Origin of the sequence: Methylophilus sp. UBA6697, from assembly GCF_002454655.1 — a bacterium.
GTDB lineage: Bacteria > Pseudomonadota > Gammaproteobacteria > Burkholderiales > Methylophilaceae > Methylophilus.
This window is the reverse complement of sequence record NZ_DKJH01000005.1, coordinates 22145-48973: the sequence shown is the minus strand read 5'-3', so window position 1 is coordinate 48973 and position 26829 is coordinate 22145. Positions and strand designations below refer to the sequence as shown.

The 26829-nt window shown below is 51.0% G+C and carries 22 protein-coding genes; 10 read left to right on the top strand and 12 right to left on the bottom strand.

Annotation, left to right across the window (positions count from 1 at the left end; translation table 11 throughout):
* The first annotated feature begins 20 nt into the window (after nt 1–20).
* Complete coding sequence (gene aceF / locus B3355_RS03120; protein WP_019882742.1) at nt 21–1364, top strand: dihydrolipoyllysine-residue acetyltransferase; 1344 nt, start codon at nt 21–23, stop codon at nt 1362–1364.
* 43 nt (nt 1365–1407) lie between these two features.
* On the opposite strand, the gene B3355_RS03115 is transcribed toward aceF, so the two are convergent.
* The 4 genes from B3355_RS03115 to B3355_RS03100 are packed head-to-tail and all read right to left on the bottom strand — an operon-like array spanning nt 1408 to nt 7123.
* A complete protein-coding gene (locus B3355_RS03115; protein WP_292780074.1) occupies nt 1408–1833 on the bottom strand; it encodes a gamma-glutamylcyclotransferase family protein in 426 nt (141 codons plus the stop codon).
* Nucleotides 1834–1838: 5 nt separating this feature from the next.
* Nucleotides 1839–2972, bottom strand: a complete 1134-nt coding sequence (locus B3355_RS03110; RefSeq protein ID WP_292780171.1) for a PA0069 family radical SAM protein — start codon at nt 2970–2972, stop codon at nt 1839–1841.
* Entirely contained in the window at nt 2951–5512 is a 2562-nt protein-coding gene (locus B3355_RS03105) for a glycosyltransferase (protein ID WP_292780072.1), read from the bottom strand. Before B3355_RS03105 ends, B3355_RS03110 begins: the two co-directional genes overlap by 22 nt.
* A 42-nt stretch (nt 5513–5554) precedes the next feature.
* Nucleotides 5555–7123, bottom strand: a complete 1569-nt coding sequence (locus tag B3355_RS03100; RefSeq protein ID WP_292780070.1) for a hypothetical protein — start codon at nt 7121–7123, stop codon at nt 5555–5557.
* 215 nt (nt 7124–7338) lie between these two features.
* Here B3355_RS03100 and B3355_RS03095 point away from each other — a divergent pair, with 215 nt between their 5' ends.
* The 3 genes from B3355_RS03095 to B3355_RS03085 all read left to right on the top strand — a co-directional run bounded on the left by B3355_RS03095 (nt 7339) and on the right by B3355_RS03085 (nt 10305).
* Nucleotides 7339–7812, top strand: coding sequence for a hypothetical protein (locus B3355_RS03095; RefSeq protein WP_019882749.1), 474 nt, complete (start codon nt 7339–7341; stop codon nt 7810–7812).
* 76 nt (nt 7813–7888) lie between these two features.
* Nucleotides 7889–9655, top strand: coding sequence for a dihydrolipoyl dehydrogenase (gene lpdA, locus B3355_RS03090; protein ID WP_292780067.1), 1767 nt, complete (start codon nt 7889–7891; stop codon nt 9653–9655).
* A gap of 101 nt (nt 9656–9756) precedes the next feature.
* A complete protein-coding gene (locus B3355_RS03085) occupies nt 9757–10305 on the top strand; it encodes a hypothetical protein (RefSeq protein ID WP_292780065.1) in 549 nt (182 codons plus the stop codon).
* A 70-nt stretch (nt 10306–10375) separates the two neighbouring features.
* Here B3355_RS03085 and B3355_RS03080 read toward each other — a convergent pair whose 3' ends face one another.
* The 3 genes from B3355_RS03080 to B3355_RS03070 are packed head-to-tail and all read right to left on the bottom strand — an operon-like array spanning nt 10376 to nt 13039.
* Nucleotides 10376–11245, bottom strand: coding sequence for an SPOR domain-containing protein (locus B3355_RS03080; protein ID WP_292780063.1), 870 nt, complete (start codon nt 11243–11245; stop codon nt 10376–10378).
* A gap of 13 nt (nt 11246–11258) precedes the next feature.
* On the bottom strand, nt 11259–12053 hold the full coding sequence (locus B3355_RS03075; RefSeq protein ID WP_292780061.1) for a type III pantothenate kinase: 795 nt from the start codon (nt 12051–12053) through the stop codon (nt 11259–11261).
* Nucleotides 12050–13039, bottom strand: a complete 990-nt coding sequence (locus B3355_RS03070) for a biotin--[acetyl-CoA-carboxylase] ligase (RefSeq protein ID WP_292780058.1) — start codon at nt 13037–13039, stop codon at nt 12050–12052. Before B3355_RS03070 ends, B3355_RS03075 begins: the two co-directional genes overlap by 4 nt.
* Before the next feature lie 167 nt (nt 13040–13206).
* Between B3355_RS03070 and B3355_RS03065 the strand changes: the two genes are divergently transcribed.
* From B3355_RS03065 to B3355_RS03045, 5 genes are all read left to right on the top strand, one after another.
* Nucleotides 13207–14988, top strand: a complete 1782-nt coding sequence (locus tag B3355_RS03065; protein ID WP_292780057.1) for a glutamine--tRNA ligase/YqeY domain fusion protein — start codon at nt 13207–13209, stop codon at nt 14986–14988.
* Nucleotides 14989–14996: 8 nt separating this feature from the next.
* Entirely contained in the window at nt 14997–15551 is a 555-nt protein-coding gene (locus B3355_RS03060) for a flavin reductase family protein (protein ID WP_292780056.1), read from the top strand.
* A gap of 272 nt (nt 15552–15823) precedes the next feature.
* The gene (locus B3355_RS03055) at nt 15824–18031 is read left to right on the top strand and encodes an HAD-IIB family hydrolase (protein WP_292780053.1); all 2208 of its coding nucleotides are present in this window, start codon (nt 15824–15826) and stop codon (nt 18029–18031) included.
* 2 nt (nt 18032–18033) lie between these two features.
* A complete protein-coding gene (locus tag B3355_RS03050; RefSeq protein ID WP_292780051.1) occupies nt 18034–19983 on the top strand; it encodes an alpha-amylase family protein in 1950 nt (649 codons plus the stop codon).
* Between the two features lie 26 nt (nt 19984–20009).
* Complete coding sequence (locus B3355_RS03045; protein WP_292780049.1) at nt 20010–20885, top strand: mechanosensitive ion channel family protein; 876 nt, start codon at nt 20010–20012, stop codon at nt 20883–20885.
* A 44-nt stretch (nt 20886–20929) separates the two neighbouring features.
* Here B3355_RS03045 and B3355_RS03040 read toward each other — a convergent pair whose 3' ends face one another.
* The 5 genes from B3355_RS03040 to rlmE all read right to left on the bottom strand — a co-directional run bounded on the left by B3355_RS03040 (nt 20930) and on the right by rlmE (nt 26433).
* Nucleotides 20930–21427 carry a hypothetical protein gene (locus B3355_RS03040; protein WP_292780047.1) on the bottom strand — a complete coding sequence of 166 codons (498 nt, stop codon included), beginning with the start codon at nt 21425–21427 and terminating at the stop codon, nt 20930–20932.
* Nucleotides 21428–21443: 16 nt separating this feature from the next.
* Nucleotides 21444–22796 carry a phosphoglucosamine mutase gene (glmM, locus tag B3355_RS03035; RefSeq protein WP_292780045.1) on the bottom strand — a complete coding sequence of 451 codons (1353 nt, stop codon included), beginning with the start codon at nt 22794–22796 and terminating at the stop codon, nt 21444–21446.
* 40 nt (nt 22797–22836) lie between these two features.
* Nucleotides 22837–23661 carry a dihydropteroate synthase gene (gene folP / locus B3355_RS03030; protein WP_292780043.1) on the bottom strand — a complete coding sequence of 275 codons (825 nt, stop codon included), beginning with the start codon at nt 23659–23661 and terminating at the stop codon, nt 22837–22839.
* A gap of 93 nt (nt 23662–23754) precedes the next feature.
* Entirely contained in the window at nt 23755–25665 is a 1911-nt protein-coding gene (gene ftsH / locus B3355_RS03025) for an ATP-dependent zinc metalloprotease FtsH (protein WP_019882768.1), read from the bottom strand.
* A gap of 147 nt (nt 25666–25812) precedes the next feature.
* A complete protein-coding gene (gene rlmE / locus B3355_RS03020; RefSeq protein ID WP_292780040.1) occupies nt 25813–26433 on the bottom strand; it encodes a 23S rRNA (uridine(2552)-2'-O)-methyltransferase RlmE in 621 nt (206 codons plus the stop codon).
* Between the two features lie 55 nt (nt 26434–26488).
* Between rlmE and yhbY the strand changes: the two genes are divergently transcribed.
* A complete protein-coding gene (gene yhbY / locus B3355_RS03015) occupies nt 26489–26797 on the top strand; it encodes a ribosome assembly RNA-binding protein YhbY (protein ID WP_292780038.1) in 309 nt (102 codons plus the stop codon).
* The last annotated feature ends 32 nt before the right edge of the window (nt 26798–26829 follow it).

The following is a 26829-nucleotide window of genomic DNA, read 5'->3' as shown; positions in this document are numbered from 1 at the left end:
ACATAAGGAAAGTATAGAATATGTCTATCAAAGAAGTACTGGTGCCGGATATCGGCAACTTTGACAGCGTCGACGTAATTGAAGTCCTGGTCAGCGTGGGTGACACCGTGGCCAAAGAAGACTCGCTGATTACCGTAGAGTCTGACAAAGCCTCCATGGACATCCCTTCTTCATTGGCTGGGGTGGTCAAAGAGATTCATATCAACGTTGGCGACAAAACCAAGCAAGGCGCTCTGATTCTAACGCTGGATACCACTGCCGAAGCAGCACCCGCTGAGAAAGTCGCCCCGCAACCAACAGCCACGCCAGTCGTGGCAACGGTCAAGGTTGATGAAAAAACAGTGGCTATTCCTGAGCCAACACGCCCGGTGGCCGAAGTGCCACAAGTGGTGCAACCGCAAGCAACCCCGAACCCGGTCGCGGCCAGCAGTGTAGCCAGCAGCGGCAAACTGGCGCATGCCAGCCCTTCTGTGCGTAAGTTTGCACGTGAGCTTGGCGTTAACTTGTCACTGGTCAAAGCCAACGGCCCGAAAAACCGCATTCTACAAGCGGATGTACAAGCCTACGTTAAAGGCGAGCTGTCCAAGCCACGCTCTGAAAACATGGGCGTGGGTGGCGGTTTGAGCACCTTGCCAATGCCGGTGATTGATTTCAGCCAGTTTGGTAGCATAGAAAACAAGCCGCTGTCACGCATCAAGAAACTGTCTGGGGCCAACCTGCACCGTAACTGGGTCACTGCACCGCATGTGACGCAGTTCGATGAAGCTGACATTACAGACCTGGAAGACTTCCGCAAGTCCATGCTGGCCGAAGCAGAAAAACGTGGCGTAAAACTGACCTTGCTGGCTTTCCTGATGAAAGCCGTCGTCAATGCGCTGCGCACCTACCCTAACTTCAATGCCTCACTGTCTCCAGAAGGCGACAGCCTGATCCTCAAGCAGTATTACAACATCGGTTTCGCCTGCGATACGCCGGACGGCCTGGTAGTACCAGTGGTGCGCGATGTGAACCAGAAAGACGTGATGGATATCGCACGCGACCTGGCTGACCTGTCTGCCAAAGCACGCGAACGCAAGCTGAAAGTAGAAGAAATGCAAGGCGGCTGCTTTACCATTTCCAGCCTGGGCGGTATCGGCGGCACCATGTTCACGCCTATCATCAATTGCCCTGAAGTGGCGATTTTAGGCGTCTCGCGTGCGGCCATGCAGCCTGTCTACAACAAAGACACCGGCGGCTTTGACCCGCGTCTGATCATGCCATTATCGCTGTCATACGATCACCGCGTGATCGACGGTGCAGACGGTGCAAGATTCACCAGCCACCTGCGAGTGATGCTGAGTGATGTGAGACGTTTGTTACTCTAAGCTGCAATATCAAACAAAGGGCGCTGATGGCGCCCTTTGTTTTTCATATCAGCTGTTCGTGCTGCATAAAGTCACCGGATTCGATTAGTCGCTTATTGTGCAGAGGCCATTGATACAGGTAAATCCACACCTGTTCCAATACGTGACCATCTACGGCCAGTATCTGCGTGTGAAGCCGTTGATACTCCGCAGGCTGCCTATGTCGGACACTACACTCCTCATAATTATCCAGCACAGCCAGTGTGCTTTGTGCATCATGCAAGCGGTAAACCTCCCCATAGACGCGGTCATCAGCACAGTCAGAGGCAATCACACCAGGGTAATAGCTGATCTGGTACATCAGGCCTTGAAACCAGCCTCCAGTGACGAATTCAGCATGCGTAGAAAGATAAGCAGCCATTGCGTTTGCGTTACCTTGGCGCAAGGTGCCATAGACAAATAACAAATCGCCAAATAACAAATCAAGCATGGTGATTAAAACAATGTGAGTTGCGGGCTGTTTGACGACTGCCGCCAGGCATCCGGCACCTTAAACAAATCGGTACGGAAGCCCAACCTTTCGCCTGACATACCCAGCTTCTGGCAACTGAGTTTGAAACGATGTGCCAGCAAATCGGCAAACACGCCTTCGCCACGCATACGCTGACCAAAGCCGCTTTGGTAGGTTTTGCCGCCACGGCTTTGCTTCACAAGACTCATGACATGGCTGGCTTTGAGCGGAAAATACTGTTGCAACCATTGCTCAAACAAATCGCTTAACTCATGCGGCAAGCGCAGAAATACATAACCTGCTTTTCTGGCACCCGCTTGATGTGCTTGCTGCAGAATTTGTTCCATATCGCAATCGGTCAACGCCGGAATCACTGGTGCCACCATGACACCCGTCGGAATGCCTGCCTCGCTCAAACGGCGCAGGGTTTCAAAGCGGCGTTCAGGCGCTGCCGCCCGTGGTTCCAGTCGGCGCGCAATTTGTCTATCTAACGTCGTGATGCTCAAGTAGATACTGGCCAAACCTTTGGCAGCCATGGGGGAGATTAAATCAATATCCCGCTCGACCAGCGATGATTTAGTCACCAGACTGAACGGGTGATTCGCCTCAGCCAGCACTTGAATGATCTTTCGCGTCAACTGATATTCACGCTCAATCGGCTGGTAGCTATCCGTATTCATGCCGAGTGCGATGGGCGCACATTGATACTTGGCATGCGCCAGCTCTTTTTTGAGCAATTCGGCGGCATCCGCTTTCATCAGTAAGCGCGATTCGAAGTCCAGCCCGGGGGATAAGCCTAAATAGGCATGCGTAGGACGCGCGTAGCAATAGATACAGCCGTGCTCACAGCCGCGGTAATGGTTGAGGGTGCGGTCAAAAGGCAAATCAGGCGACTGGATGTAGTTGATGACTGTTTTCGCCGCATCCAGCATAACTTCGGTACGCAAGGCCGGGGCGTCTTCATCCAAGCTACCCCAGCCATCATCAATGGCTTGCCGCGTGTGTGGGTCAAAGCGGCTGACCTGGTTGCTGTGTGCCGCCCGCCCCTTATAGATCAAGGGCTTTTCCACCTGATCAGGTGGAAAAGCGTCAGGACTTACTTCCGTTCCGATATCCATTGACATGCCAGCGCACTCCAGTACGGCAGCGATTGCAGGGCCAGCATGGACACCCATAATTGCGCATCCAGATTGCTAAAGCCACGTGCATACAACATGGCTGCGCCCGCCATAATCAGAGATACCAGAATCAACAGTTCTTCTTTAATCGGATCTATAAGTTGCCAGTTGCTGAGCTTGGCTTTGGTTTTGTTGGTCACCACAAACACCCCAGCCTTGTGCGTCAGGCCGTTGATAATGCCTCTGGCAATCGCGTGTGACAAGCCCAGGCTAGCCAGTGAAGCGCCAAAAATATCCATCCAGCTGCAATGCATGGTTTTGCGATACAGCACAGGCCCCAGAATTGCCTTGATCGCCAGGAAACACAGGATAGGCACAATCATGACCACCACAGGCAGGCTAAAGTATTTAGGAAACGCCAGCATGGCAATGGTCCAGCCGATAGAACCAATGGTGAATACCAGTTGCAAGGCCTCACCAAACCAGCCAAACCAGCCGGTGAGAAAGTGATAACGCTGACTGAAATTCAGCAATGACTTGCCCAGCAATTTAGGCATATGGTGCTTAAGAATCTGCATGGCACCAAACGCCCAGCGGTTACGTTGTGATTTAAGCGCCTTGAAGTTGGCTGGTGTCAGGCCACGACCAAAAGTTTCATCAATGTAGCGCAGCTCCATATTGTTCTCGAGCAAGCGCAAACCAAGTTCAGTATCCTCACAAATACACCATTCTGACCAGCCACCCAGTGTTTGCAGTGATTCACGGCGAATCAAAGTCATGGTGCCGTGTTGAATCAAGGCATTACGTTCATGCCTATGGTGCATGCCGATACGGAAAAAACCTTCAAACTCCCAGTTACACATGCGGTGGAAAAAGTGATTTTCCCATTCGCGGTGTGCTTGTGGCGCTTGTACCACAGCCACTTGTGATTCCTGGAAGTGTGGCACCAGATCAGACAGCCAGTCCGGGGTCACTACGTAGTCGGCATCCACCACGCCTACCACTTTTGCATCAGGGTGCGTTTTATCCAGGGCAAAATTCAATGCCCCGGCTTTAAAGCCAGGCCAGGAAGGCAGATGGTAGAAATGGAAGTTATCCGGCATGGTCGCCATATATGTTTCCAGCGGCTTCCACTTGGCTTCATCTTTGGTATTGTTATCCACCACAATCACTTCATAGTGCGTGTAATTCAGGTGACGCAGGCTATCAATGGTGGCAATCACCATCTCCGGTGGTTCGTTGTAGCAGGCCAGGTGGATAGACACAAACAGTTCCTGGTCGGCAGGCACGGCTTGCGCGCGCTTAAACAGGCGACGCCAGGCTGGTTTAAACATCACCTCACTGAACTCGGCGGCATAAATCATCAGCACCATAGAGGTCAATGCAATGCCCAGGATCAGGCCAATCAGCACCACGAAATCACGCAGGGTGTAGTAATAATCGCCAGGCAAGTTCCAGGCAATGGTGAGGGTGGTAATACATGCCTGGAACAACACGGCCATCGACAACACACCGCCTATGCCCCAGTGTTTGAAACGCCAGGCAATTAACATGAGTGGAATAAAGGCCAGCAAGCTAGACCAGGTCGCTTTCGCAATCCAGCGCGTATTTGGCGGTACGGCACCTTGCAGCGAATACTTCTGGTGACGGTCGGCGTTATACATGCCCCAATACGCGCCAGCCCAACCTTCCAGTGCCACTTTCCAGGGTTGGTCAAACGCTTCCATCAGGTAAAAATCAAGGTCTTCAATTGAATTGCGCGCCAGAAACTCGCGAATAAAACGCGCCTGATTGACTTCACTGGCAACAGAGGCGCCAATAGCCGGGCCGCGGCTAGGCCAGCCCACTTCGGTAATCACAATTTTTTTACGCGGGTAAGCCTGCATGAGCTGGTTGTAACGCTCGATGGTGTATTGCACGGCTTTTTCTACTGGCACCCCTTCGTGGTATGGCAGCAAATGCACGGCGATATAATCTACATGCTTGACCAACTCAGGATGCTTGAGCCAAACGTGCCATGGTTCAGCCGTTGAAACCGGCACATTGCTGTGCTCCCTGACAAAATCCAGGTAACCCATCAGCGACTGCACTGGCAAATCATTACGCAGCAAGGCTTCGTTACCCACAATCACGCGATCGATATTGCTGTAGTTCTCCAGCTTTTCCAGCAAGGCAGAGATCTCGCGGGTGTTTTTCTGGTTATCGGTATCAATCCAGGCACCTGCAATCACGTTCATATTGCGTCTGGCGGCCAGCGGCACAACCTCATTTAAATCCAACGACGAATACATGCGGATATGACGCGTGTGCTTGTGCATCAAATCCAGATCTTCTGCCAACTCGGCCGTGCTTGGGTGCTGCCCATCAAGCGGGCTTTGATTGCCACGGTAGCCTGAATAAGCAAACCCATTGACTGCTGGTTTCACATTGATCAGCGGCAATGCACGGTTGGCCAAGGCCCACAGCCCGAAATGCAACGCCGAAAACAGGATGGCAAACACCAACCCGGGTACCAGTTTTTTAAACCAAGAAACGATCACTTCTCACTCTTTCCATCATGTCTGATGTATTTATTTAAACTTTTATTGGCTGAGCTGCACACTTCTGGCCGGCAACAAAAACAGCGCCAGACCACATGTGGCACACCACCACCAGGCAATCACATTGCCAGGTTCCGTCATGGCCACCGCAATCGCCATATTGGCCGCAATCACCACCATCACCGTTGTCAGCCAAATGCCCACTATAGGCAAAGGTGCCTGCACGCTAGCACGCAAAGGCGTTGTGATGATAGAAATAGCGATCATCACCAATGGCAAGCCGACCAGAATCAGCGGAAAATCAAGATAACGCCCATTGATCGCCAGACCGGCACTGGTCAGCAAAAATGCCAGCGCCAGCAAACGCAATAATGATTGCTCGATGCAAGGCTTGATCCCCAAACCGAGCCATTGCCGCAATTGCATCAGCACTAATGTCCAGCCCAGTAATACCAGGCCACCTAACATGGCATACTCGGCGCTATTGCGTGCGGCCAGCTGCACATAGCCCACCTGCAAATAAGCATGCAAGCCAACCACACCGCCAGTAAACGCCAGCAACAGCATTTGGTTTACAGGCACGCGCTTGTATTGTCCCCAGGCAACGGCTGCTACGGCAAGTACCAACGCCAGCAGGTAAGGTTTAAAGCCATCGGCGCGCTCTGCTACAGGGCCTTGCAGATTAAATTTAGGCTGTAAATCCGTATCCAGCACGCCCCAATAACCGCCAACTGTGCCTTCAAGCTCGCGCTTCCATGGCTGATCAACCGCTTCAATCACGTTGTACTGCCAATGATTGACGTGCGCCGCTTGTAAAAACTCACGCATATAGCGCGCCTGATTAATCGCACTCGGCTTGGACCAGAAGCGCTGACGCCCTTGTGATGGCCAGCCAGTCTCGCCAATCAAAATCGGCTTTTTAAACACAGTGCCCAAGTGACCCATGACAGACGCCGTATGCGCAACCGCCTGTTCAATCGCCACTGGCTTGTCTTCCCAATAAGGCAAAATATGCACGGTCACAAAGTCGACATCCTGCTCCAGCGTGGGATGCTTGAGCCAAAACTCCCAGACGTCCGCATAAGTCACAGGAGCCTTGGTGTTGGCTTTGGCCCATTGCAGATACTCATGCATCTTCGGCTCGGTTTGTTCACCGCGCAGCAACACTTCATTACCAACCACCAGGCCACGCACGGTATCAGGGTATTGGTTAGCCTGTTGCACTGCCAATTGCAATTCAGATTGATTCAGCGCATCCACCCAGCCAATCCAAACTCCAAGAATGACCTTCATGCCCAATTTTTGCGCCGCTTTTGGCACGTAATCCAGTCCCTGGCCAACCGAATAAGTACGCACACAGCGTGTGACTTTAGACAATGCCTGCAAGTCTTGCTCAATCTGCAGAGGATCAACAAAGCTGTCTTTAATCGTCGGGTTCATGCCCGGTTTGTAGTACGGCGCATAAGAAACGCATTGTAATGGCAACGCCTCTGCGGCCACCTCTACCAGCGCTTGCGGCTGTTGCAGGCGCCAGAGGTAAAAGATCGACCCGATCAGGAACAGGGTCAGCCAGACAATCGGTGAAATTCGAGATAACAAACGCTGCAACATGATCCCCTGAAACGGAATTCCTTAAAAAATAGCTTGCATTCTCTCACAAATAGTACCGGGATGCGTCCTACAAACCCTGATAAAACCTCAGAAATATTCCAAAAGAGACTTGGTAAATTAGGCAATTGGACTTATGATGAAACGTATTCAAAAGTCGCGTTAAAAACATCGGCTTTTAAAGAATTTCACGCCAAAATAATCATCTCAGAAGTCATATGAACGTTAAATCCTGCTTGACCACACTCGTGTTGCTCTCATCCTTTTCTGTGCCAGCATTTGCGGCGCCTGTTGCCAGCCTGGACTACAGCGGCGAATATCTCTGCAAAGGCAACAACGTCACCGTCGGTGACTATGAAGTAACCATTTATTTGAAAAAGAATCGACGCAACAGCACGTCGCAAGTGTCCGTATATGATCTGGCAACCCACACCGAAAACAAGCAAAGCTATACCGGACAAGCCATTACACGTGGCAAACAACTAGCCATGACGTTTAAACTGTCTGATGCCAAATATGCCGAGTTCTCCACTGGCATGGGCCAATTCACCAAAGTTGGCAAAAATGGCTGGACCTTCAAAAACGATTATTACGAACCAGATGACACAGGCGGCAACTACGGCCATGAAACCTGCACCATGAAACCGGCGCCAGTCGCCCACCCTGCGAGCGGTGCAACTAGCAGACATTAGGATGTGTAGACAGCCTGAAAGTGATCTTGTTCTTTTGGTGATAAAATAGCAAAACTAATCGGAATATAAGGTTTTCATGAGTCAAATGGTTGAAATATTGGTGCCGGATATCGGCAATTTTGACAGCGTCGATGTCATCGAAGTGCTGGTGGCCGTGGGTGACACCATCGCCAAAGAGGATTCACTGATCACGGTAGAATCTGATAAAGCTTCCATGGACATCCCCTCTTCACACGCGGGTGTCGTTAAAGAACTCAAAGTTGCAGTCGGTGACAAGGTCGCCAAAGGCAGCCTGATTTTAGTGGTAGAAAGTGCCCAGGCCGCGACAGCTGAATCGAAGCCTGCAGCCGTGGAGGCAACTGCCGCCCCAGTAGCACAAACAAGCGCACCTGTTGCACCCGCTCCAGCCGCAGCAACAGGCAACAATGACGTAAGCTGTCAGGTCATGGTGCTCGGTTCAGGCCCAGGCGGCTATACCGCCGCTTTCCGTGCGGCGGACTTGGGCTTGAAAGTCGTGCTGGTTGAGCGCTATCCAACCCTGGGCGGTGTGTGCCTGAACGTTGGCTGCATCCCATCCAAAGCCCTGTTGCATACTGCAAAAGTGATTACCGAAGCCGAAGAAACCGAACATCACGGCCTGAGTTTCGGCCAACCGAACATCGACCTAGACAAACTGCGTAACTGGAAAGCCAACGACGTGGTCGGCAAGCTCACTGGCGGCCTGGCACAAATGGCTAAAATGCGTGGTGTGACCGTCGTCAGTGGCGTTGGTCAATTCACCAGCCCTCACCAGATTGCGGTGACCGCGGCTGACGGCAAAGTCACTGTGGTTGGCTTTGAAAACGCGATTATCGCGGCCGGTTCACAAGCGACTAAATTCCCTGGCGCGCCAGAAGACGAACGCATTATGGATTCGACAGGTGCACTCGCATTGGCTGATATCCCAAAACGCATGCTGGTGATTGGCGGCGGCATTATCGGCCTGGAAATGGGCACGGTGTATGACGCACTAGGCAGCAAGGTCAGTGTGGTCGAATTTATGGACGGCCTGATTCCTGGTGCAGACCGTGATCTGGTGCGCCCATTGCAAAAGCGCATGGAAAAACGTTTCGAAAGCATTTTAGTCTCGACTAAAGTGTCTAAACTGGAAGCCAAAGCAGACGGCATTTATGTCGATTTTGAAGGCGCCAATGCGCCAAAAGAAACACAGAAATACGACCGCGTGCTGGTTTCCATTGGCCGCCGTCCAAACGGTAAGAACATCGGTGCAGAAAGTGCCGGTGTGATTGTAGATGAGCGTGGCTTTATTGCCGTCGACAAACAAATGCGCACCAATGTGCCTCACATTTTTGCCATTGGCGACATTGTCGGCCAACCCATGCTGGCGCACAAAGCGACGCATGAAGCCAAAGTGGCTGCTGAAGTGATCGCCGGCCATAAAGTTGAATTTGTTGCCAGCGTGATTCCATCCGTCGCTTACACCGACCCTGAAATCGCCTGGGTGGGCTTAACCGAAACAGAAGCCAAGGCCAAAGGCATTGAGATCGAAAAAGCCAGCTTCCCATGGGCAGCCAGTGGTCGTGCGTTATCGATTGCGCGTACCGAAGGTGCCACCAAGCTCATTTTTGATAAAGATACACATCGCGTTATTGGCGCAGGCATTGTCGGCATCAACGCCGGTGAATTGCTGGCTGAAGCTGTACTGGCGATTGAAATGGGCGCGGACGCGCATGACCTGGGCCTGACCATTCACGCCCACCCTACGTTGTCTGAAACTGTTTGCTTTGCCGCAGAGCTTAAAGAAGGCACCATTACCGATATGTTGCCGCCGAAAAAGCGTTAATTCATAAAAAATTACATTCCTTACAACATTCATAACTCTTCCCTTATAATCCGATAGCGCCTGCTTGCAGGCGCTAATCAATAACAACAAAAGGGAAGACAATGAAACTGCATCACGCACTTTTAGTGATGGCCAGCAGCCTTACGTTCACTGGTTGCGCCTCAATTACCAAAGACTCCAATCAACCGATTCGTGTTGAAACCTACAATAAGCAAGACCAAATCGTAGAAGACGTTAAATGTACTGCCAAAAATGAACGTGGCGAGTGGTCTACCAAAACGCCTGGCAGCCTGGTTGTGCATCGCTCGGGCCAGAACCTGGAAGTAAAATGTCAAAAAGACAACGCAGAATCCGGTTTCGCGGTTTTGGTTTCCAGGGCGAATGGTGGCATGTGGGGCAATATTTTATTCGGCGGTGGCATAGGCGCGATTGTCGATCACAACAAAGGCACCGCTTATAGCTATCCTGACTGGGTCAAGGTCATTCTGGGTGATAGCTTGGTCTTTGATCGCAAAAACAATGAAGAGAACAAGATCATGACTGGTCAAGCTGCCAGTGGCGATGTTCTGAAAAAAATTCAGGAAGATAAAACCAAGGAAGAAGAAGCTGCAAAAAAAGCACTTGAAGCGCAAAAAGCAGCGCAACAATAAGTGCATGCGTATCAAAACAAAAAGCCCGCAATTGNNCAATTGCGGGCTTTTTGTTTGAGTCACTCCATGATTACTGGCAAGGAATCTCTTTTAATACACTATCCGGAAAATGCGAGCGGGATTTCTGCAAACTGGCGAACTGTTGTGGTGACACTTGCTGTAGCTTGATGACCGCCTGCCCGCCATTGCGCGTCGCCTTAATCAATAGTTTAACGCCCTTATTTTTCAGGTCGGCCATGAGTTTGTCTGCCAGTTTTTCATCACGGAATACGCCAAATGAGATGGCGTTACGCCATTTAGGATCGTCTTGCACAATAAAGAAATCTTCAACGCCCAGTTTGCGCAATTCATCAGCTTTGGTTTGTGCAGCTTCTGCGGTGGCCAAAGGTGGCTTGTAAATCCAGTAGCGCACGCTCTCCTGGCCGCTGCTGGTCATATTGGTTTGCGTTTTAATATTAATCTGCTGTGCCAAGCTGGCAGCTTCAGTCACGCGCGCCATATTAAAGCCGCTCCACTCGTAACACGCAGTCTGGACTGCAGCATGTGTTTCCGCTGGCTTGACCGGAGGAATTTTGTCGGCAGGCAGCTTCTCTGCAGGCTTGGTTTCAGAAGGCCTGGCTTCAGAGGACTTAGTATCGACAGGTTTTGCCTCAGCGACTTTGGCTTCTGGCGCTTTGATGTCTGCTTTGGATAAATTAGACGCCATGACCGGTGAGGTGTTTGCTGCAACCACCTCAGGCTGTAAAACAGGCTCAGGAGTAGATGCCACCGCCACCGTACGCTTGGGATAAGACGCCAATGCTTGTGCACTGAGTAATTTTATCTGTTCTGGATGTATCTCAGGCTTAAGGCTGCTGACTGCCGACAGCGATGCGTCGTGCTTAAAATAAGCAAACACCGCCACGTTGGCTAACAGCAATATCCAGAATAGTCTTTTCATTATTGTGCGCTTTTCATTCGTCTGTATTTTTAGCCAGGCAGGCCAACCCCTTTAAAACCAGATTATCCACAATAATCACCTGCGCTGACAATGTGCCCGGCAAATATTGATGTAATAACTGCGCATCGCCGCCAGTGAGTACCAATAAAGGCACTGAATCGACCAAAGCTAACATGCGCTCAAACTGTGCAGAGACTGAAGCTGACAGTGCCTGCACGCAACCCAGCCACATTGCCTGCAGGCTTTCTTGTGCAAAGCCTGGCAGCGCATCATGTTCAAGGGGATAAGCATAATCCAGCTGCGCCGCCCCTTGCTGCATACTCTGCCACATCAAACGCAAACCTGGTTGTATGGTACCACCAGCAAACCTGGCCCCAGCCTTATTCACCACTAGCGCATCGATTGTCATCGCTGTCCCCGCAGTAACGATCAGAGTTGGCCGACCAAACTGCTGCCAAACAGCGAGCATACTGCACCAGCGATCACTACCCAGTTGCGAAGGCTGCTCATACCCATTTTGCACACCCAGCGCAGAAGCCTGTGATTGCACCAGATGCAATTTATCACCAAGTGCAGGTAAGCGTTGCAACCAATCTGACCCAGCCACATTACTCAGCCAGACCTGCTCGGCCTGCTCAATCGCCTGCAACAACCGTTGGGCCTCCACATCCGCCTGCAACCACTGTTCATGCTCTAATGCATGCACCTGCCATACAGTGGATGCATGCGATGCATCCTCCGGACACCAGGCCCATTTGGTGCGCGTATTGCCTGCGTCAATCAATAACTTCGCGTTCAATAATTTCACGCTGCACTCCGCACACTGATTTCACCGGCATTAAAACGTTGTTGGCCAGTCGCGGTTTCTACCAGCAAACTGCCTTCTTCGGCTACCCCCAGCACTTGGCCAGGAATCGTCTGGCCATTGGCCAGCAACAAATTGACCGGCTGCTGATGAAACGCATGATATGTTGTCCACTCGCGTTGAAAATAGGCAAACCCTTGTTCAGCAAACTGGTTTAAGTGTATGGCAAGCTGGCTGAGACAACGTCCCAGCAATAGATTCGGGTCCAATGCCTGTGCAGATAACGCATTCAGACCTAACACCGGCTGATCAATATTCAGCCTCATCTCAGGCGCGATCTCCAGGTTCAGGCCAATACCAATCACTGCTGCGCTTGGGCCTTCCATATCGCCTTGCAGCTCAATCAGAATACCGCCCAACTTGTGCCATTGTCCCTGATGCTGTACCAGCAAATCATTCGGCCATTTTAGCTGCACATCCGTCAGGCCAAATGAGTGCAAGGCGCGCACCAGCGCCAGACCAACCACCAGGCTAAGGCCAGACAAGCCGGCGGCACCACACTGAAAGCGCCACAACAGCGAAAAAGTCAGACTGCCACCCAACTGTGATAACCAGGTACGGCCACGGCGCCCACGCCCGGCGGTCTGGATATGGGCAGCGACGCAAGTGGCGTGCGCGATCCCCCGTGCGCTTTCCTGCATTAAATAACGATTGGTTGAATCCACCTGTGCCAGCACCTGCACATGAAACCACGGCGCATATTCGCCGCAGGCCTGCACGATGGCATCCACATCCAGCAAAGTCACCGCCTTCGGCAGGCGATAGCCACGCCCACGCACGGAGAATACGGTAATGCCCAATGCTTCTACTGATTGAATCGCGTTATAAACAGTCGCCCGCGTCACGCCAAAACGTTGCGCAAGCGTCTCGCCAGAATGAAACTTGCCATCGGCCAGTACGGCCAATATCGGGAATGCCAGTTTGTTCATCGAATGACTGTTTTAAGTGCATCAAGGGCTTTAATCATAGCCCGCAGTGTAGCATATCCGCCTTGTGCCGCTGGTCGATTAAGGCTTGAAATACAGTGCATTAAGCGTTTTGGGGCACAGCACGAAGCGTGTAAAATAGACATACTTTAGAAACTTCAAGAACCGCCATGTCGACAGAAAAAGAACCGATTCCAGCCGCCTCCAACTTTATCCGTGCCGTGATTGATAAAGACCTCGCAGAAAACAAATACGCGAGCAAAAAATGGGCTGGCTCGCCAGGTGACGCCGCACACCAAGCCAGTGGCCAGGTAGACTTCGCTAAAATCCGCACCCGCTTTCCACCCGAGCCTAACGGTTATCTGCACATTGGTCATGCCAAATCGATCTTTTTAAACTTTGGCCTGGCACGTGATTACAACGGCGTTTGCCACTTGCGCTTTGACGATACCAACCCTGAGAAAGAAAGCCAGGAGTATGTGGACAGCATCTCTGACATGGTGCAATGGCTGGGCTTTGGCTGGGACAATGCCACGCCTAATGGCAACAAAGAAACGAATTTGTACTTTGCGTCAGATTATTTCAACGTGATGTACCAAGCGGCTGAAGCGCTGATTCAGCATGGCCACGCCTATGTGGATGAACAAAGCGCCGAGGATATGCGTATTAACCGTGGCACCCTGACCGAGCCTGGTAAAGATTCGCCGTTCCGCAACCGTAGCGTTGAAGACAACCTGCGTATTTTCCGCGAAATGCGCGATGGCAAACATGCCGATGGCAGCATGATTTTACGCGCCAAAATTGATATGGCCTCGCCTAACATCAATATGCGCGACCCGGCCATTTACCGTATCCGCCGTGCGCATCATCACAATACGGGCGACCAATGGTGCATCTACCCAATGTACACCTTCGCGCACCCAATTGAAGATGCGCTGGAGCAAATCACCCACTCCATCTGTACGCTGGAATTTGAAGACCAACGCCCATTCTACGACTGGCTGATGGCACGCCTGGTCGAAGCAAACCTGCTGGCCAACCCGGTGCCTTACCAGTATGAGTTTGCGCGTTTAAACCTGACTTATGTGGTGCTCTCCAAACGTAAACTGATTCAACTGGTGGAAGAAAAACATGTATCAGGCTGGGATGACCCACGCCTGCCCACCCTGGCCGGTGCGCGTCGTCGCGGCTACACGCCAGAAGGCTTTAAGCTGTTTACTGATCGTATCGGCGTCTCCAAGGCTGACTCCTGGATTGATTACAGCATCCTTGAAGACTGCATGCGCGAAGTGCTCAACGAATCTGCACCACGCAAAATCGGCGTACTCGACCCAATCAAACTGGTCATCGACAATTATCCCGAAAATCAGGAAGAAGACTGCTACGCACCTAACCATCCACAGAAACCGGATTTGGGTAAACGCGTGGTCAAACTTTCCAAAGAGCTGTGGATTGAACGCGAAGACTTTATGGAAGAGCCAAGCAAAGGCTACTTCCGTCTGTTCCCGGGCAACATGGTGCGCCTGCGCTATGGCTACGTGGTCAAATGCATCAGCTGTGAAAAAGATGCCGCAGGCAACGTCACTACCGTGCATTGCGAATACCTGCCAGACACCAAATCTGGCACACCGGGTTCAGACAGCGTCAAAGTCAAAGGCAACATCCACTGGGTAAGTGCAGCGCACGCTTATACCGCTGAAATTCGCCTGTATGACCGCCTGTTTAAAGACGCGCATCCGGGTAGCGGCGATAAAGACTTTTTGGATGATATCAACCCGAACTCAGTGACAACGATTACTGCACAATTGGAACAGGGTGCGCAAGACGCGCGTGCAGGGGATATTTACCAGTTTGAACGTCACGGCTATTTTGTCGCTGACCGCAAAGACAGTATTGCTGGCAAACCGGTATTTAACAGAACAGTAACGCTAAAAGATAACTGGCAGAAGTAAGCGTTGTGATGCAATCAGTAGACTTATCAAAAGCATTTCGACTGTTAAATCACGGCCCGACCACCCTGATTACCTCAGCCCATGCTGGCCAAACCAACATTATGGCAGCAGCCTGGGTGTGTGCCTTGGACTTTAATCCGGCAAAAGTCACAGTGGTGATTGATCGCAACACCTACACGCGCGAACTGATGGAAGCCGAAGGTACTTTTGCCATTAACCTGCCTTGCGTACAACAGATTGAAATGGTCAAAAAAGTCGGCGCGATCAGTGGCCGCGATTTGCCTGGCACGGACAAGTTTGCCGAATATGGCATAGCAACTTTTGCTGCAAAGGAAATCAGCGCCCCGCTAGTACAAGGCTGTGTCGGCTGGCTGGAATGCAAAATCATCTCTGAGCCACACAATCAGAATACTTACGATTTATTTATCGCCGAAGTCGTGGCGGCGCATGCCGACGAACGCGTGTTTTCTGATGGTCGCTGGCACTTTGATGGCCATGATGCATTACGCACGGTGCACCATATTGCCGGTGGCGTATTTTTTGCCACAGGCCAGCAATGTTAGCGCTGTAATCTCATCACCCCACCTTAAAAAAGCCCTGCCTTGTTTGCAGGGCTTTTTCATTTTCAGACAATTCCTACAAGCAGAAAATAAACTTACCTGCCATGAAGGTGTCAGGTTTAACAGAGCTTTTTAATGTGTAAGCGTGTGACATAAGCACGGCTCAGGCAGCAAACACCGCTGTCAATCTGACTATCGCACCTTCGCATACTGTCTTTGGCAAGTAAGCCAGTGGCGTCCTTGTCTACCCTACCTTCATAAGCAGTCAGGTAACTATGCGCGCAAAACTTGAACAAAAAACAGATCAGTTATATGTACTCCTTATCAGTGTCCACGGCCTGATCAGGGGCGAAGCACTTGAACTTGGTGTCGATGCCGATACCGGCGGCCAGTGTACTTATGTGCTGGATTTAGCCAAAGCGCTGGCTGAACACCCTGAAGTGGGCAAAGTCGATTTGATGACACGCCTGATTGAAGACCCACAGGTATCGCCAGGCTATGCGCAGGCTGAAGAAAAACTGAGTGATCATGCCCGCATTATTCGTTTCCCATGTGGCCCCAAGCGCTATATGCGCAAGGAGACCTTGTGGCCGCACCTGGACCAGATGGTGGATCGCTGCCTGCATTATTTGCGCCAGCAAGGTCGCTTGCCGGACGTGATTCACTCGCATTATGCCGATGCCGGATACGTCGGCCGCCAGCTCTCCATGTTGCTGGGTATCCCGCAAATTCACACGGGTCATTCGCTAGGTAAACCCAAACAGGAGAAATTACTCTCCAGTGGCCGCAAAGCCACCAATATTGAAAAACAGTTTAACTTTGAACGGCGCATTGCCGAAGAGGAAGCGCTGATACAACACGCCTCCATGATCGTGACCAGTACGCGCCAAGAAGTTGAACTGCAATATGGCTTGTATGCGCAACCAGACACTAAAAAATTCAGAGTTATCCCGCCAGGCACCGACACTTCGCGCTTTTCACCACCCGGCAGGCGGCCGATTGCAGACAACGTAGAGCAAAGCATCGCACGCTTTTTAGAGCATCCTAAAAAGCCGATGATTCTATGTATCTGCCGACCCGAAATGCGTAAAAACATCCAGGGCTTGATTGCGGCTTATGGCAATCACCCTGCCCTGCAAAAACGCGCCAATCTGGTACTGGTGGCTGGTAGTCGTGACAATATCCGAAATCTCGAAAAGTCTCAGGCAGCAGTACTCAATGAATTGCTGCTGGATATTGACACTTATGATTTGTGGGGCAAAGTGGCAATCCCCAAAAGTCATGCACAGGAAGAAGTGCCTGAACTTTACCGTTTGGCCGCCAAGAGCCGAGGTATGTTCATTAATGCCGCGTTTACCGAACCGTTTGGACTGACCTTGCTGGAAGCCGCCGCCTGCGGCTTGCCGGTAATTGCGCCTGACGATGGCGGGCCGCGGGATATTCTGGCAAATTGCCATCACGGTTTACTGGTGGATACACTCGATAGCGATGCCATTGGCGAAGCGTTGTTATCGGCACTGACTGACAAGCCACGCTGGCGAAAATGGGCCAAAAGCGGCGTGATCAATGTCAAACGCCATTACACCTGGGCCGGCCACGTCAACAAGTACGTTAAAGAAGTCCGCGCTTTATTGCGTAAACAACGTAAAAACCTGCGCAAACAACAGATCGCGTTGCACAGCGGCAAATCTGCGATTCCATTGGCGCAGCATGCGTTTATCACCGATATCGATAATACTTTGCTTGGTCAGCGTGACGGACAGGAGGCCTTGGTGGAATGGTTAATCGACAATGTCGGCTATACTATTTTTGGCATCGCCACCGGTCGCCCGCTAGAGAGTGCTATTGATATATTGCGCAAAAATCGCATCCCGATTCCCGATGTGCTGATCACCTCGGTCGGCTCCGAAATTCACTATGGTATACGCCGTATTCCGGACATCGGCTGGGCGAATCATATCCGCCACCTGTGGCGGCGCGACGATGTGGTCAAGGCCATGCAAGAGATTCCAGGCATACGCTTGCAAACTGCTGACAACCAGCGCGAATTCAAAATCTCTTACCTGGTGGATTCACAAACCATGCCCCAGGTAGAAAAAATCAGCCAGCATTTACATGGACGTGGCTTACATGCGCAGATCATCTATTCCCACGGTGAGTTTCTCGACCTGTTACCAATACGCGCCTCCAAAGGACACGCTATCCGCTACCTGTCATATAAATGGGGGCTGCCATTGGCCAGTTTCCTGGTCTCGGGTGACTCTGGCAATGACATCGAAATGCTGATGGGCGACACCATGGCGGTGGTGGTTGGCAATTACAGTGAAGACCTCACCCACCTCAAAGGAGTGCCGCGCATTTATTTCGCCCAGGCCCAATATGCGCATGGCATTTTAGAAGGCATGCAACATTACAAATTTGGCGTCGCCGCTAATAAAACCCCAAAACCTACGCCTGAACAAACCGCCATGGAGGATGCTTAATTATGTATGAGCAAATCTCGCACTCTTTGCTGAATGACATCCTGACACAATGTAAACAACCCAAAGGTGAAGATTGGCAGCATTTTTATACCCGGCTGGGCGCCAACTTTTATGCGATTCACTCGCTGTTTCAACACTTATATGGCCAGCGCGAAGACTTTAAAGCCCAACTGGGCAGGCTGGTAACCGTGCTAACGCAGCAATACGCGCAGCGGGCAGCGCATTTAAGAGCCAAAGATCTGGAGCGCGAAAAAAACCATGACTGGTTTATGCAACAAAAGTGGGTAGGCATGGCCATGTATTGCCAGGGCTTTGCCGGCAACCTGGCCAATATGCGCGAAAAACTACCTTACCTGCAAGAGCTAGGCATTAACCTGGTGCATATTTTGCCGATTTGTGACTGCCCAGAGCAACAGAATGATGGCGGCTACGCGGTGCGTGATTTTAGGCAAATCGACGCGCGTAACGGCAGCATGGCAGACCTCGAACAGCTAATCGCGGCGATGCAACAATCCGACATGTTGCTAACACTGGACGTGGTGGTCAACCACACCTCCGATGAGCATGCCTGGGCGAAACAGGCCAAACTAGGCGATCAGCAGTATCAGGATTATTACTATATGTACCCTGACCGTACCATTCCAGATATGTTCGAGGCCGCCATGCCCGAAGTGTTTCCTGAAAATGCGCCGGGCAGTTTTACCTTGAATCCTGACACCGGTAAATGGGTGATGACGGTGTTCAACCAATATCAATGGGACCTCAATTACAGCAACCCGGCGGTCCTGATCGAAATGGTAGACATCATTTTATTCTGGGCTAATAAGGGCGTGGATATTCTGCGCCTAGATGCAGTGGCTTTTCTGTGGAAGAAAATAGGCAGTAGCTGCCAGAATGAGCGCGAGGCACACCTGATTCTGCAATTGCTCAAGGACTGTTGCCAGGTCACCGCACCGGGGGTTATTTTTATTGCCGAAGCGATTGTGGCGCCGATAGAAATCATCAAGTATTTTGGCGAAGATGCCATTAATGCCAAAGAGTGTGAGATCGCCTATAACGCCACCTTTATGGCGCTGTTGTGGGATGCGGTTGCCACCAAACAAACCGTGCTACTCACCAGAGGGGTAGAAGACTTGCCAGAGAAACTGGACCGCGCCACCTGGCTCAATTACGTGCGCTGCCACGATGATATCGGCCTGGGCTTTAGCGACCGGGCCATTATTGCCGCCGGGTTTGAGCCCGTCTCGCACCGCCGCTTCCTGGTGGATTATTACACCGGCCATTACCCGGAATCCAATGCCCGTGGCTTTGCTTTTGGCGTCAATAAAAAAACCGGCGATGCCAGAATTTCAGGCGCCCTCGCTTCACTGGCCGGGCTGGAATCCGCACTCGCCAATCAGGACCAAGCTGCGATAGACAACGCTGTCCTCACTATCGTCTTGCTGCACAACCTGATCATGTCGTTTGGTGGTATCCCGCTACTTTATTATGGCGACGCGGTCGGCACCTTGAATAATGACAGCTACCTGCAAGATGAGAACAAAATGCATGATAACCGCTGGGTACACAGGCCAACGCTGGATTGGGAGGTATTGGCGCTCAAGAATGAAGCAGGCACCGTGCAACAGCGCCTGTTCAGCCGAATCAAGCAACTCATTGCTATCCGCAAGGAAATTTCGGCGTTTGCCGACTTAAACAATCGCGAACTGATCGCACTTGATAATCCACATTTATTCGCTTTTTACCGCTATGTGCAAACCGGCATGCACCCCAAAGTCGTGGTCATTGCCAATTTTGATACTGCCGCCCAAAGCGCTCCCTTGCAGGCATTCAGGCAAAAAGGCTTGTTTAAAACCCCGGTATTGACCGAGCTGTATAGCGGTCAAACGCTGCCTACTGATAAAGACAGCATAGAAATCCCCCCCTTAACCGCTTACTGGTTATCGACTTAAATCAATTGAAAGGAATGTGAAACACAATGTCTTGGCTTACTTATTTAGGAATCGAAAATCCGACTGAAATGCTGGCTCTGGTTAAAACCCTGCTCCGTATTTTTGTCATTGTCGGCGTCGCCTATTTCCTCAATCGCCTGAGCAAACAACTGATTGTGAAGCTCAGGGATAAATTGAACGCAAGAAGCGCAGACAATATTGAAGAGATTAAACGCCTGAATACACTCAGCATGGTGCTACGTTACATCGTCACCACCGTCATTTTGGCCATTACCATCGTCGAAATCTTACATGAATTAGGCATCTCCATCGCACCCGTGCTGGCGGCAGCGGGCGTGGTCGGCCTGGCGGTCGGCTTTGGTGCGCAAAGCCTGGTCAAGGATTACTTTAATGGCTTTTTTCTGTTGCTGGAAAACCAAATCCGTAAAGATGATGTGGTCGAGATTGCCAATAAATCAGGCCTGGTGGAAGAAATTACACTCCGTTATATCAAGATGCGTGATTACGAAGGCAACGTGCATTATGTGCCCAATGGTCAGATTACCACGGTGACTAACCGCTCACGCGATTTTGCTTATGCGGTGATGGATATCCGGGTGGGCTATGACGAAAATATCGCCAAGGTGATGCAGATTATGCACGAGGTCGGTGCCAGCATTCTGCAAGATGCGCAATTACGAGATAAAGTACTGGATAAACTGGATATTGCCGGGGTCGATAACCTGGCAGAATCTGCCGTGATTATCCGCTGCCGCATGAAGGTACGGCCTTTGGAACAATGGACCATCAAGCGTGAATATTTAAAACGGATTAAAAATGCATTCGATGCGCAGCAGATTGAAATTCCGTTTCCACACCTCACTGTCTACCAGGGCCCAGCGACTGAACCGCTGGCTGCTTAATAAAAAGCGGGCACGATTGGCCTACCGTTACAGGGCCCGCTTTTTTATGGCCGCTGACCTTGCCGCTTCTGCCTGTAACGATATGCCAGCAGAATGATGATACCGGCCACATTCGGCCACCAGATATACCAGTGAGACCAGGGAATACCGTCCACTTTGAAGTCAGAGATCGGCCAGAACATTGGCGTAGCAAAGTATTGCAGGCTATGAAATGGAAAATCCAGCGTAATATGAAACGGCCAGGCCAGCATGGCGAAAGCAATATCTTTGCGCCATATTGCCACCAGACCAATCACGGCAAAGGCAATCACAAAACTATGGCCAACGGTATAGGCAGGATAAATCCAGGCGGGCGATGTAGCCAGTGCAGGCTTGCCGAAGCTGTAATTGCCTTCTATCACCCGCAATAACAACAAGGCACCGAAAGAAATCAGGTCAGGCATGGCCCCCATCAGGGCAGCGAATTTGGGGTACGTGGGTCGAGCATTCTTGCGAAAGCCAAACAGGCCATACCCCCATAAAGCGTGACTAAAGGTGTCCATGCATATCTCCGAAAAATTAAGCAGCCAGTTGGCGGATGACCTCGGCAATCTGTTCTGCCTGTGATTGCACCAGCCCCTGGTTCAAGCCTTCAACCATGACGCGGATTTTGGGTTCGGTGCCAGAAGCACGTAGTAACACGCGGCCTTCACCATTAAGGGTGGTTTCCGCCTGTTTAACAGCGGTTTGCACCGCAGCCTGGTTCAAATCCAGCTTTTGTTTGGTAGTGACATTAATCAGTACTTGCGGGTACAAGGTCAAATCTGCGCCCAGTTGTTGTAACGTTTTACCGCTTTCGCGCACCGATTGCAGCACTTGCAACGCCGCAATAATGGCATCGCCACTGGTATGTTTATCCAGCGTGAGAATATGGCCGGAATTTTCGCCACCCAGTTTCCAGTTTTTATCTTGCAATAACTCCAGCACATAACGATCGCCCACTTTAGCGCGGCCAAACGGAATCTGGTGTCTTTGCAGCGCATGCTCCAGTGCCAGGTTGGTCATGAGCGTGCCCGCCACACCGCCCTTGAGTTTACCTTTGGCATACAGGCCCATGGCGATGATATACAGCAACTGGTCGCCATCCAGCAGATTCCCGGCGCCATCTACCATCATCACACGGTCACCATCACCGTCAAAGGCGATGCCAAGGTCCGCCTGGTGCTCAACCACGGCCTTTTGCAACGCCTGCGGATGCGTGGAACCCACGCCTTCATTAATATTGAGGCCATCCGGCTGGTTGCCAATAGAAATCACATCGGCGCCTAGCTCATGGAATACCGGCGGTGCCACGTGGTAAGTCGCGCCATGCGCGCAATCTAACACGATTTTGAGGCCGCGCAAGTCGAGATGGTTAGGGAAGGTACTTTTACAGAACTCTACATAGCGGCCAGCGGCATCATCGACGCGCTTGGCCTTGCCTAATTGCGCCGACTCCATGACTTGCATGGGTTTAGCTAATTCGGCTTCAATCGCATGCTCAATATCATCTGGCAACTTGGTGCCTTGCGCAGAGAAAAACTTGATGCCGTTGTCGTAATACGGGTTATGCGAAGCTGAAATCACGATGCCGGCCTGTGCACGCAAGGCACGCGTCAGGTAAGCCACGGCAGGCGTTGGCATGGGGCCGGTAAGCAACACATCCACACCCGCGGCAGACAAGCCGGCTTCCAGTGAAGCCTCCAGCATATAGCCAGAAATACGCGTGTCTTTACCAATCAGCACCGTCGGGCGTTTACCCGCGGGCAAGTGCTCGTGGCTCGCCAGTACACGCCCAGCGGCATAGCCCAGCTTCATCACAAATTCCGGGGTGATCACGGATTCGCCCACGCGACCACGAATACCATCGGTGCCAAAATACTGTTTACTCATCGCTCTTATCCTTCTCTTGCTTGTTCTTTTGTCTGTTTGTTTACTGCAACGCTGCCACGACCTTGAGTGCTTCAACGGTCGCTTTGACATCATGCACGCGTAATAAATGCGCACCTTGCATGGCACTGATCACCGCCGCTGCCACACTGGCATGCAGGCGCGCATCCACATCATTACCAGTCATTTGTCCCAAGACTGACTTACGTGACAATCCAACCAGTAAGGGGCAATGTAGATCCAGCAACTGTGGCAAGGCTTTAGCCAATGCAATATTGTGCGCCCGAGTTTTACCAAAACCAAAGCCGGGGTCTAGCATAATGCGATCCTGCGCAATGCCCGCCGTCAGGCATGCATCTCGCTGCTCGCGTAAAAACTGTTTTACTTCAGCGACCACATCATCATAGTGTGGCTCTAGCTGCATGGTTTGCGGCATACCCTGCATATGCATAATACAGACACCGGCATGGCTATTAGCCACCGCTTCCAAGGCCCCTTTTTCCTGTAATCCACGGATGTCATTCACAATGCTGGCACCAGCGGCAATCGCGGCACGCATGACCTCCGGTTTATAGGTATCTATCGAAATAGGGACAGGGATATCACGCGCAACCAATGCTTCAATCACCGGGATCACACGTTGCAGTTCTTCTGCCAGCGGTACTGGCGTCGCATTCGGCCGCGTCGATTCGCCGCCAATATCAAGTACTGCAGCGCCCTGCTCTATCAAGTCCAGGGCATGAGCAACGGCGAAATCAATCTGGTTAAACTGGCCGCCATCTGAAAAAGAGTCTGGCGTGACATTGATAATCCCCATGACCTTGGGCGTATCCAAATCGAGGCGAAAGCGGCCACAGTGAAATTGCATGTGTGATTGATTTCCCAAAAAATAAAGGCTGGCAAATGCCAGCCTTGTTATTTTAACTGAAAGCCCGGTTGCAAAATACCCGGTTAATCAATGTTAGGTATTACTTTCAGTGTCATCGCCTTTAGCCGTTGGTTGTGGTGTCGGGTTCACCATTGGACCTGTGCCACTGCCACCGGAACTGATGGTTGGGCCATTTTTAGGCTTAGGCGCACGCACTGGCAAACCAGCCATAATGTCATTTACCTGATCTGCATCAATGGTTTCAAACTCCATCAGGGCTTTAGTCATGGCTTCAACCTTGTCGCGGTTATCTTCCAGCAATTTGCGTGCAATGCCATATTGCTCATCCAGAATGCGACGGATTTCAGCATCGACCTTTTGCTGCGTCGCTTCAGACACAGTACGGGAAGACATATTGCCCATCCATGAATCCTGCTCGCTACCGGCATACACCATGGTGCCCAAACTATCAGACATACCAAACTTGGTCACCATATCACGCGCCATTTTAGTGGCACGTTCAAAGTCGTTTGACGCGCCTGTAGACATTTGATGCATGAAAATTTCTTCGGCAATACGGCCACCAAACAGAATCGAAATATCTTCCAGCATTTTGTCTTTGTAGTTGCTGATGCGGTCGTGCTCAGGCAACTGCCAGGTCAGGCCCAAAGCCCAGCCACGCGGCATAATCGTCACTTTATGTACAGGATCTGCTTTTGGCAACAACTTGGCCACGACAGCATGGCCGGATTCATGATAAGCCGTGTTCAAACGCTCTTCTTCACGCATCACCATAGACTTGCGCTCAGGGCCCATGAAGATTTTGTCTTTGGCATCTTCAAAGTCCTGCATATCTACCGTGCGCTTGTTGCGACGCGCGGCAAATAGGGCAGCTTCATTCACCAGGTTAGCCAGGTCAGCACCACTAAAGCCTGGCGTACCACGGGCCAGAATATCCGCTCTGACATCTGGATCACTCGGCACTTTGCGCATATGGACGTTTAAGATCTGTTCGCGACCCTTGATGTCAGGCAGGCCAACCATCACCTGGCGGTCAAAACGACCTGGACGTAATAGCGCTTTATCCAGCACATCAGCACGGTTAGTCGCGGCAATCACAATCACGCCGGAATTTGCCTCAAAGCCATCCATCTCAACCAGCATCTGGTTCAGGGTTTGTTCACGTTCATCGTTACCACCACCAGTACCCGCACCACGATGGCGACCTACCGCATCGATCTCGTCAATAAACACGATACAAGGTGAGTTTTTCTTGGCGGTTTCAAACATGTCACGCACACGCGCAGCACCCACGCCGACAAACATTTCTACAAAGTCAGAACCGGAGATACTGAAGAAAGGCACTTTGGCTTCACCGGCAATCGCGCGTGCCAGCAAGGTTTTACCAGTCCCTGGCGGGCCAACCATCAATACACCACGTGGAATACGGCCGCCCAGCTTCTGGAACTTGCTAGGGTCTTTGAGGAACTCAACCAGTTCAGCAACTTCTTCTTTGGCTTCATCGCAACCAGCCACATCGGCAAAGGTAGTGCTATTGTTAGACTCGTCCAATTGACGTGCTTTGCTTTTGCCAAACGAGAATGGACCACCACCTTTGCCACCACCTTGCATCTGGCGCATAAAGAAAATCCAGACGCCAATCAGTAGCACCATCGGGAACCAGGAGACAAAAATACTCATGAGCATAGACTCATGCTCTTCCGGCTTGGCTTCAACAATCACGTTATTTTTCAGCAGATCGGACACCAGCCATGGGTCTGAAGGCGTGAAGGTATCGTAGTTTTTACCTTCATTGGTCGTCACATGCAATGAGCGACCATCAATTTGGACTTTTGCAACACGGCCATCTCTGACCTCTTGCATAAATTGTGAGTAAACCACTTGACCACTACTTCTGCCGGTGCCGGTAAATTGATTAAATACCGTCATCAGCAACAAGGCGATCGCTACCCAAATCGCGATATTTTTCAATAGATTATTCAAGGTGGTTCCTTAATTTAAAATCGAAAGGCAGGGAGGTCCCTATCTGGAACAATGGAGGCAAAACCAAACTTTTCAAGCCTTTAATGGCATTGTATACCCAATTTTTTGCTTATGCGACGAAAACTAAACGCTAAAAAGCATTGCAATTCAAGCTTTACGTTGCAAGCCCAGCAAATAAACTTCACTGCTGCGGTCACGTGAGGCTTTGGGTTTACGTGTCACTACTTTTTCAAATTGACCCCGCATTTGTTTCACAATTTCGTCAAATCCGCTGCCAATAAATACTTTGACCAGAATATTGCCGCCTGGTTTCAGCCATTGTTGACAAAAATCCAGCGCCAGTTCAGTCAGGTAGGTCGCGCCCGCCTGATCAACATCTTTCAAACCACTCATATTCGGCGCCATATCAGCAATGACCAAATCGACAGGTTTGCCATTGAGTGAAGCTTCCAACTGCTGCAGTACCTCTTCTTCACGAAAATCGCCACAAATAAACTCCACGCCAGGAATCGGATGCATGTCCAGAATATCCAGCGCAATCACGCGCCCCTGGCCTTTAATGCGCTGCACCGCCACCTGTGACCAGCTACCTGGCGTGGAACCCAGGTCCACTACCGTCATACCTGGTTTGATCAATTTGTCCTTGTCGTCGATTTCCAGCAATTTATAGGCAGCGCGTGCACGATAGCCGTCTTTTTGCGCGCGTTTCACGAACTCGTCGTTCAAGTGTTCCTGCATCCAGGCTTTACTGGTTTTAGAGGGTTTCATAGGGGGAATTCCTGCTTCATGCTAAAATGCTGATTGTTTTCAAGGAAATTTTTGCATGCAATTAAATAGCAAACAAATCGCTTATTTACGTGGCTTGGCGCACAATTTAAACCCGGTGGTCATGTTAGGCAACAATGGCCTCACTGATGCCGTGTTAAAAGAAATTGATGTCAGCCTCAATGCCCACGAACTGATTAAAGTGCAAGTAGCCGGTGATGATCGCGAATTACGCAAATCATTACTGACCGACATCGCGAATAAAACCAATGCGATTGCCGTGCACCATATTGGCAAACAGCTGGTGTTTTACCGCGCCAGCGAAACGGTGAAAGCCTCGGCCAAGATCGTGATTCCAAAGCTGTAGAATGACAGATGTAAAATCACGGCTCTAAAAAG